This is a genomic window from Pseudomonas morbosilactucae, assembly GCF_023241665.1.
GTDB lineage: Bacteria > Pseudomonadota > Gammaproteobacteria > Pseudomonadales > Pseudomonadaceae > Aquipseudomonas > Aquipseudomonas morbosilactucae.
In genome coordinates, this window is the sequence record NZ_JALQCX010000016.1 from 20,811 (window position 1) to 29,017 (window position 8,207).

Below are 8,207 nucleotides of genomic sequence, written 5' to 3' on the forward strand. Positions count from 1 at the left end.
GGGCACGGCCTGAGTCTAGAGCGCGCGGGCCTTGGGTTGGAGATTTTGTCGGCGGGACAAAAAAGGGGAAGCCAGATGGCTTCCCCTTTTTTCTGTCACCGAGGTGGCTTAGATCACCTGAATGATGGCCTTGGTCACCACGTCGATGTTGTTCTGGTTCAGCGCGGCCACGCAGATGCGGCCGGTGTCCAGGGCGTAGATACCGAACTCGTTGCGCAGGCGGGTCACTTGCTCAACGGTCAGGCCGGAGTAAGAGAACATCCCGCGCTGGCGACCGACGAAGCTGAAGTCGCGCTGTGGCGCGCCTTTGGCCAGCAAGTCGACCATCTGATTGCGCATGCCGCGAATGCGCAGGCGCATTTCCGCCAGTTCCTGCTCCCATTGTGCGCGCAGTTCCGGGCTGTTGAGCACGGCGGCGACAATGCTGGCGCCGTGGGTCGGCGGGTTGGAGTAGTTGGTGCGGATCACGCGTTTGACTTGCGACAGCACGCGGGCGCTTTCTTCTTTCGACTCGCTGACGATGGACAGTGCGCCAACGCGCTCGCCATACAGGGAGAAGGATTTGGAGAAAGAGCTGGAGACGAAGAAGGTCAGGCCCGACTCGGCGAACAGGCGCACGGCGGCGGCGTCTTCGTCGATGCCATCGCCAAAGCCCTGGTAGGCCATGTCGAGGAACGGCACCAGGTTCTTCGCCTTGACCACTTCCAGCACGTCATTCCAGTCGGCCGGGGTCAGGTCGACGCCGGTCGGGTTGTGGCAGCAGGCGTGCAGCACCACGATGGACTGGGCAGGCAGGGCGTTGAGGTCTTCCAGCAGGCCAGCACGGTTTACGTCGTGGGTGGCGGCGTCGTAGTAGCGATAGTTCTGCACTGGGAAACCCGCGGTTTCGAACAGCGCGCGGTGGTTTTCCCAGCTCGGGTCGCTGATGGCGACAACGGCGTCAGGCAGCAATTGCTTGAGGAAGTCGGCACCGATTTTCAGTGCACCGGTACCGCCCACGGCTTGGGTGGTGATGACGCGGCCAGCGGCGATCAGCGGCGAGTCGTTACCGAACAGCAGCTTTTGTACGGCCTGGTCGTAAGCGACGATACCGTCGATCGGCAGGTAACCGCGGGAAGCGTGTTGGGCGACACGAATCGTCTCGGCTTCGACAACGGCGCGCAGGAGTGGAATTCGCCCCTCCTCGTTGCAGTAAACGCCGACCCCCAGGTTGACCTTATTGGTACGGGTGTCAGCGTTGAATGCTTCGTTGAGGCCCAGGATTGGATCGCGTGGTGCCATTTCGACAGCGGAGAACAGGCTCATTATTACGGCGGCTCTGAATGGAGTGTGGAGGGACGTGTCGCGCTCCAGCCGGATGCACTAGAGCGGTGCACAAACGGGGAGCTAGTATAGAGGCCATCCTTTCTGGCGGCGACAGCCTATTGGCTTTTTGCCCTAAGTTTTTCGCTTTATTTTTCGACCGTTAGTCTTATTGCAACGTCAAAGGCGTTAGGGCGTGTAGGACCGTTATCTTGAAAGCGGTGGTATTTGCCTCCACATCTAGGACAATCCCAGTTTTTCCCGACGACGTTTGTCGTTCGCGGTCGTTCTCGCTCCAGCCCGTTCGTGTCGTGCGGGGGTGAACCCAGAGGTACGTTATGTCTGAATTCCAGCTAGTCACCCGCTTCCAGCCCGCCGGCGACCAGCCGGAAGCCATTCGCCTGATGGTCGAAGGTATCGAGGCCGGGCTGGCGCACCAGACGCTGCTCGGTGTGACCGGCTCGGGCAAGACCTTCAGCATCGCCAACGTGATTGCCCAGGTGCAGCGCCCAACCCTGGTGCTGGCGCCGAACAAGACCTTGGCGGCGCAGTTGTACGGGGAGTTCAAGGCCTTTTTTCCGAACAACGCGGTGGAGTATTTCGTCTCTTACTACGACTACTACCAGCCCGAAGCCTATGTGCCATCGTCCGACACTTTTATCGAGAAAGACGCCTCGATCAACGACCATATCGAGCAAATGCGCCTGTCCGCGACCAAGGCGCTGCTGGAGCGCAAGGACGCGATCATCGTCACCACGGTGTCCTGCATTTACGGCTTGGGCAGCCCGGAAACCTATTTGAAGATGGTGTTGCACGTCGATCGCGGCGACAAGCTCGACCAGCGCGCCTTGCTGCGGCGTCTGGCGGACCTGCAATACACCCGCAACGATATGGATTTTGCCCGAGCCACGTTCCGTGTGCGCGGTGACGTCATCGATATCTACCCGGCGGAATCCGACCTGGAAGCCATCCGCATCGAGCTGTTCGATGACGAAGTCGAGAGCCTGTCGGCCTTCGATCCGCTAACGGGCGAAGTGATTCGCAAGTTGCCGCGTTTTACCTTTTACCCCAAGAGCCACTATGTGACCCCGCGGGAGACCCTGCTGGATGCGATCGAGGGGATCAAGGTCGAGTTGCAGGAGCGCCTGGAGTACCTGCGTTCCAACAATAAGCTGGTGGAGGCGCAACGCCTGGAGCAGCGCACCCGCTTCGACCTGGAGATGATCCTTGAGCTGGGTTACTGCAACGGCATCGAAAACTACTCGCGTTATCTGTCGGGTCGTCCGGCCGGGGCTGCGCCGCCGACCTTGTACGACTACCTGCCGGCCGACGCCTTGCTGGTAATCGACGAGTCCCACGTCAGCGTGCCGCAAGTGGGCGCCATGTATAAGGGCGACCGCTCGCGTAAGGAAACCCTCGTGGAGTACGGCTTCCGCCTGCCTTCGGCGCTGGATAACCGGCCCATGCGTTTCGACGAGTGGGAGGGTGTGAGCCCGCAAACCATCTTCGTCTCGGCGACGCCGGGCAACTACGAGGCCGAGCATGCCGGCCGGGTGGTGGAACAAGTCGTGCGGCCCACCGGCCTGGTTGACCCGCAGATTGAAGTACGCCCGGCGCTGACCCAGGTCGACGACCTGCTTTCAGAAATCACCAAGCGGGTGGCCCTGGAGGAGCGGGTGCTGGTGACCACGCTGACCAAGCGCATGGCCGAGGATTTGACCGACTACCTGGCGGACCACGGGGTGCGCGTGCGCTACCTGCACTCGGACATCGACACCGTAGAGCGGGTGGAGATCATCCGCGACTTGCGCTTGGGCACCTTTGACGTGCTGGTGGGGATCAACCTGCTGCGTGAAGGCCTGGACATGCCGGAAGTATCCCTGGTGGCGATTCTCGATGCGGACAAGGAAGGTTTCCTGCGTTCCGAGCGTTCGTTGATCCAGACCATTGGTCGTGCCGCGCGTAACCTCAATGGCCGGGCGATTCTCTACGCGGACCGCATGACCGGCTCCATGGAGCGGGCCATCGGCGAGACCGAGCGCCGTCGCGATAAACAGATCGCCTTCAACCTGGCCAATGGCATCACCCCCAAGGGCGTGTTCAAGGATGTCACCGACATCATGGAAGGCGCCACGGTGCCGGGCTCGCGCAGCAAGAAGCGCAAAGGCATGGCCAAGGCCGCGGAAGAAAACGCCAAGTACGAAAACGAGCTGCGTTCGCCAAGCGAGATCACCAAGCGCATCCGCCAGCTCGAAGAGAAAATGTACCAACTGGCCCGGGACCTGGAGTTCGAGGCCGCAGCGCAAATGCGCGACGAAATCAGCAAACTGCGCGAGCGCCTGCTGACCGTCTAACGACACTCCATCCCTCGTAGGCGCCGGCTTGCCGGCTCAGAGGCCCTCAAATCCTGTGCAAGGATCGAGGGCCTCTTGCACCGGCCAGCTTCAGCTCAGTGGGCTTCTCCGGCCTTCAGGCCCTTGGGCAGTGCCTTGGTCAGCAATACCGCGAGCATGCTCACGCCCAGGGCGATCCCGACAAAATGAAACGCATCGTTGTAGGCCATGATCTGCGCCTGCTGGTGGGCAATTTCACTGAGCTTGCCCAGGGCTGCGGTTTCATTGCCGAGGGTGTCGGTCAGGCTGGCCAGGCGCTCCGCCACTTGGGGGTTGCTCGGCACTATGGCCTCGCGCAGGTAATCGAAGTAGGTCTTGGTTCGCGCATCCAGCAAGGTGGCGAGCAGGGCGATGCCGATGGCGCCGCCGAGGTTGCGCAGGATGTTGAACAGACTCGACGCCGAACCCGCATCCTGGGGCAGGATGTAGGCGGTGGCGATCAGCGAGATGGTGACCATGATCAGCGGTTGCCCCAGAGCACGGATGATCTGGATCTGGTTGAACTGCGGCCCGGCGAAGTCCGGGTTCAGCACCCCGGATGAAAAGCTCGCCAATCCGAACAGGCCGAAGCCCAGGGTGCACAGCCACTTGGGTGAGACAAACCTCATCAGCAGCGGCACCAGCGGTATCAGGAACAGCTGGGGAATGCCCATCCACATGATCACTTCGCCGATCTGCATAGCGTTGTAGTTCTGGATCTGCGCCAGGTACAGCGGCAACAGGTAGATCGAGCCATACAGCCCCACCCCCATCCCCAGGCTGGAAATGCTCGACAGGCCGAAGTTGCGATTACCCAGGATGCCCAGGTTGATCAGCGGGTTGGGCTTGGAGACTTGCACGATCACAAAGGTCACCAGGCTGACCAGGGCAATGCTGCCCAGGCCGACGATCAGGCTGGACTCCAGCCAGTCCTTACGGTGGCCTTCCTCAAGAAACACCTGCAGGCAGCCCAGGCCCACGCCGAGGGTGAGGATGCCGGTGTAGTCGGTGCTTTTCAGCAGCTCCCAGTGGGCGGCTTTCTTCTCCAGCCCGTAGAGCATGCCGGCGATCATGAGCAGCCCGGGTGGGATGTTGATGTAGAAGATGTACTCCCAGCCCCAGTTTTCCGTAAGCCAGCCGCCCAGTGTCGGGCCGATGGAGGGCGCGAAGGTGGCCGTCATGGCGAACATGGCCATGCCCTTGGCGCGGTGGTGCTCGGGGAGTTTGATCAGGGTCAGGGTGAAGGCCAGAGGGATCAGCGCACCGCCGGTAAAACCTTGCAGGGCGCGGAACACAATCATGCTTTCCAGGCTCCAGGCCATGGAGCAGAGCAGTGACGCGACCAGGAACCCCACCGACACCCAGACCGCCAGGCGCCGTGCCGAGAGCAACTGCACCAGCCAGGCGGTGAGGGGAATCATGATGATTTCCGCCACCAGGTAGGAAGTGGAAATCCATGAACCTTCCTCCAGCGTCGCCGATAGCGCGCCCTGGATGTCCTTCAGGGAGGAGTTGGTGATCTGGATGTCGAGCACCGCCATAAAGGCGCCGAGCATGGCGCTCATCACCGCGATCCAGTCGCGCCGGGTCGGTTCGCCGGCCGGGCGCAGCAGCTGATCACCGGCCATCGGCAGGGTCTTTGATCTTCACTTTGACGGTGACCGACATGCCCGGGCGGATCTTGCCACGCAGTGGGTTGTCGGCGGCAAAGGTCAGTTTCACCGGGATGCGCTGCACCACCTTGGTGAAGTTGCCGGTGGCGTTGTCCGGCGGCAGCAGGCTGAACTGTGCGCCCGAGGCGGCGAACAAACTGTCGACCTGGCCGGCGATGGGGGTATCGCCGTAAGCGTCGAAGATCAGTTCGGCGGATTGCCCGGGTTGCATATGGCCGATCTGGGTTTCCTTGAAGTTGGCCTGGATCCAGATGTCCTGGTCGGGAACGATCGACAGCAGGTAGGCGCCAGCCTGGACCACTTGGCCGTTGCGTGCCGCGCGTTGGCCGACCAGGCCGCTGATAGGCGCGTGGATTTCGCTGCGGGTCAGGTTCAGTTCGGCCTGGGCCAGGTCGGCTCGGGCATTGGCGATCTGGGCGTCCAACCGCTTGAGTTCGGCGCCCAGGGCGTTCACCTGTTGGCGCTGGCCCTGGAGGTCGGCCTGGGCCTTGGCCACCTGGGAGCGGGCGATATGGTTGTCGGCAGAGAGGGTGGTCACCCGTTCTTCAGAAACGTAGCCGGGCTTGCGCAGGGTCTGGGCCCGGGACAGGTCGATTTGCGAGCGGCCCAGGCTGGCCTGGCTGGAGGTCACCTGGGCTTCGCTGGCGGCGATCAGGCTGGCTTGCTGCGTCAGCTTGCTTTGCGCTTGCAGGCGTTCGGCTTCGCGGGTGTCGAGGGCGGCTTTGGCCCGCTCGATGGCCAGCTGGAAATCTTCACTTTCCAGGCGCACCAGCAACTGGCCTTTTTCCACGTGCTGGTTGTCCCGCACCAGCACTTCGTCGATTCGCGCCGCCAACTGGCTGGAGACCCGGGTGATCTCACCCTGGACGTAGGCGTTGTCGGTGCTTTCATAAAAGCGCCCATGGAAGAACCATTGGGCAAAGAACCCCAGGGCGACCAATGCCACCAGGAGCAGGAAAATAAACAGGCGACGCTTGAGTTGGGCGGGCATGGGCAGGCTGTAGTCGAGAAAGTGTAAGGAAATTTAACAGGGGGCGAATCTGGCATATAGGCTGGGGGTGGTAAATGCCAACTGTTGATAATCGGCCATTCATGGGCATTAGCGCGGCAACCTTGGCTTAAATGCCCTCGTTACTGGAGCCGGGCCGGTCGCGCCTGTTACCATTCGCCCCCTGTTTTACCTCCGCTTTTATATTCATTCCGAGACATGCCATGACCACCGTCCGCACGCGCATCGCGCCATCGCCCACTGGGGATCCCCACGTCGGCACCGCTTACATCGCTTTGTTCAACTACTGCTTTGCCAAGCAGCATGGCGGTGAGTTCATCCTGCGCATCGAGGACACCGATCAACTGCGTTCGACCCGTGAGTCGGAACAGCAGATTTTCGACGCCCTGCGCTGGCTGGGCATCAACTGGAGCGAAGGCCCTGACGTAGGCGGCCCGCACGGCCCGTACCGGCAGAGCGAGCGCAGCGAAATCTACAAGAAATACACCCAGCAACTGGTGGATCTGGGCCACGCCTTCCCGTGCTTCTGCACCGCCGAAGAGCTGGACCAGATGCGCGCCGAGCAAATGGCCAAGGGTGAAACCCCGCGCTACGACGGCCGGGCGCTGTTGCTGTCGAAGGAAGAAGTCGCTCAGCGCCTGGCTGCTGGTGAACCCCACGTGATCCGCATGAAAGTGCCAAGCGAAGGCGTGTGCGTGGTGCCGGACATGCTGCGTGGCGATGTCGAGATCCCGTGGGATCGCATGGACATGCAAGTGCTGATGAAGACCGACGGCTTGCCGACCTACTTCCTGGCCAACGTGGTCGACGACCACCTGATGGGCATCACCCACGTCTTGCGTGGTGAAGAGTGGCTGCCCTCGGCGCCGAAGCTGATCCTGCTCTACGAGTACTTCGGCTGGGAACAACCGCAGTTGTGCTACATGCCGCTGCTGCGTAACCCGGACAAGAGCAAGCTGTCCAAGCGCAAGAACCCGACCTCGGTGACCTTCTACGAGCGCATGGGCTTCATGCCTGAAGCCATGCTCAACTACCTGGGCCGCATGGGCTGGTCGATGCCGGACGAGCGCGAGAAGTTCTCGCTGCAGGAAATGGTCGATCACTTTGACCTGTCCCGTGTCTCCCTCGGTGGGCCGATCTTCGACATTGAGAAGCTCTCCTGGCTCAACGGCCAGTGGCTGCGTGACCTGCCGGTGGACGAGTTCGCCAGCCGCCTGCAGCAATGGGCGCTGAACCCCGAATACATGATGAAGATCGCACCGCACGTGCAGGGCCGGGTGGAGACCTTCAGCCAGGTCGCACCGCTGGCCGGGTTCTTCTTTGCCGGTGGCGTGAACCCGGACGCCAAGCTATTCGAGTCCAAGAAACTGTCGGGTGACCAGGTTCGCCAGTTGATGCAGTTGATCTTGTGGAAGCTGGAAAGCCTGCGTCAGTGGGAGAAGGACAACATCACCGCGACCATCCAGGCCGTGGTCGAATCCCTGGAGCTGAAGCTGCGTGATGCCATGCCGCTGATGTTCGCTGCGATTACCGGGCAAGCCAGTTCGGTGTCGGTGCTCGATGCCATGGAGATCCTGGGGCCGGACCTGACCCGTTTCCGTCTGCGCCAGGCCATTGACCTGTTGGGCGGCGTGTCGAAGAAAGAGAACAAAGAGTGGGAAAAACTGCTGGGCGCTATCGCCTGAGTCAGTGCTGTTGATGGGTAGGAGTCGGCTTGCCGGCGGTCTGCACCGGAGGGTGTGCAGTGTTCTGGTGATCATCCTCGCTGGCAAGCCGGCTCCTAGAGGTCAGGAAAACCCCCGGATTTACGGGGGAGGGCGGTAAGTGATTGTTATCCCGACAAATTTTTTT

At 61.5% G+C, this 8,207-nt stretch carries 5 protein-coding genes; 2 read left to right on the plus strand and 3 right to left on the minus strand.

Annotated features, from left to right (window positions below; genetic code table 11):
* Nucleotides 1-108: 108 nt before the first annotated feature.
* Nucleotides 109-1,305 (minus strand): amino acid aminotransferase, encoded by a 1,197-nt coding sequence (locus tag M1B35_RS10870; protein ID WP_123330775.1) that lies wholly within the window; start codon nucleotides 1,303-1,305, stop codon nucleotides 109-111.
* 335 nt (nucleotides 1,306-1,640) lie between these two features.
* Between M1B35_RS10870 and uvrB the strand changes: the two genes are divergently transcribed.
* Nucleotides 1,641-3,656: an excinuclease ABC subunit UvrB gene (gene uvrB, locus M1B35_RS10875; RefSeq protein ID WP_123330777.1), complete on the plus strand. Its 2,016-nt coding sequence runs from the start codon at nucleotides 1,641-1,643 to the stop codon at nucleotides 3,654-3,656.
* Nucleotides 3,657-3,751: 95 nt separating this feature from the next.
* Here the strand turns inward: uvrB and M1B35_RS10880 are convergent, their stop codons facing one another.
* Nucleotides 3,752-5,302, minus strand: coding sequence for an MDR family MFS transporter (locus M1B35_RS10880; RefSeq protein WP_123330779.1), 1,551 nt, complete (start codon nucleotides 5,300-5,302; stop codon nucleotides 3,752-3,754).
* On the minus strand, nucleotides 5,292-6,338 hold the full coding sequence (locus M1B35_RS10885; RefSeq protein WP_268261933.1) for an HlyD family secretion protein: 1,047 nt from the start codon (nucleotides 6,336-6,338) through the stop codon (nucleotides 5,292-5,294). The genes M1B35_RS10880 and M1B35_RS10885 overlap by 11 nt, the downstream gene beginning before the upstream one ends.
* A 221-nt stretch (nucleotides 6,339-6,559) precedes the next feature.
* On the opposite strand from M1B35_RS10885, the gene gltX reads away from it, so the two are divergent.
* Nucleotides 6,560-8,041, plus strand: a complete 1,482-nt coding sequence (gene gltX, locus M1B35_RS10890) for a glutamate--tRNA ligase (RefSeq protein WP_123330783.1) — start codon at nucleotides 6,560-6,562, stop codon at nucleotides 8,039-8,041.
* Nucleotides 8,042-8,207: the final 166 nt, after the last annotated feature.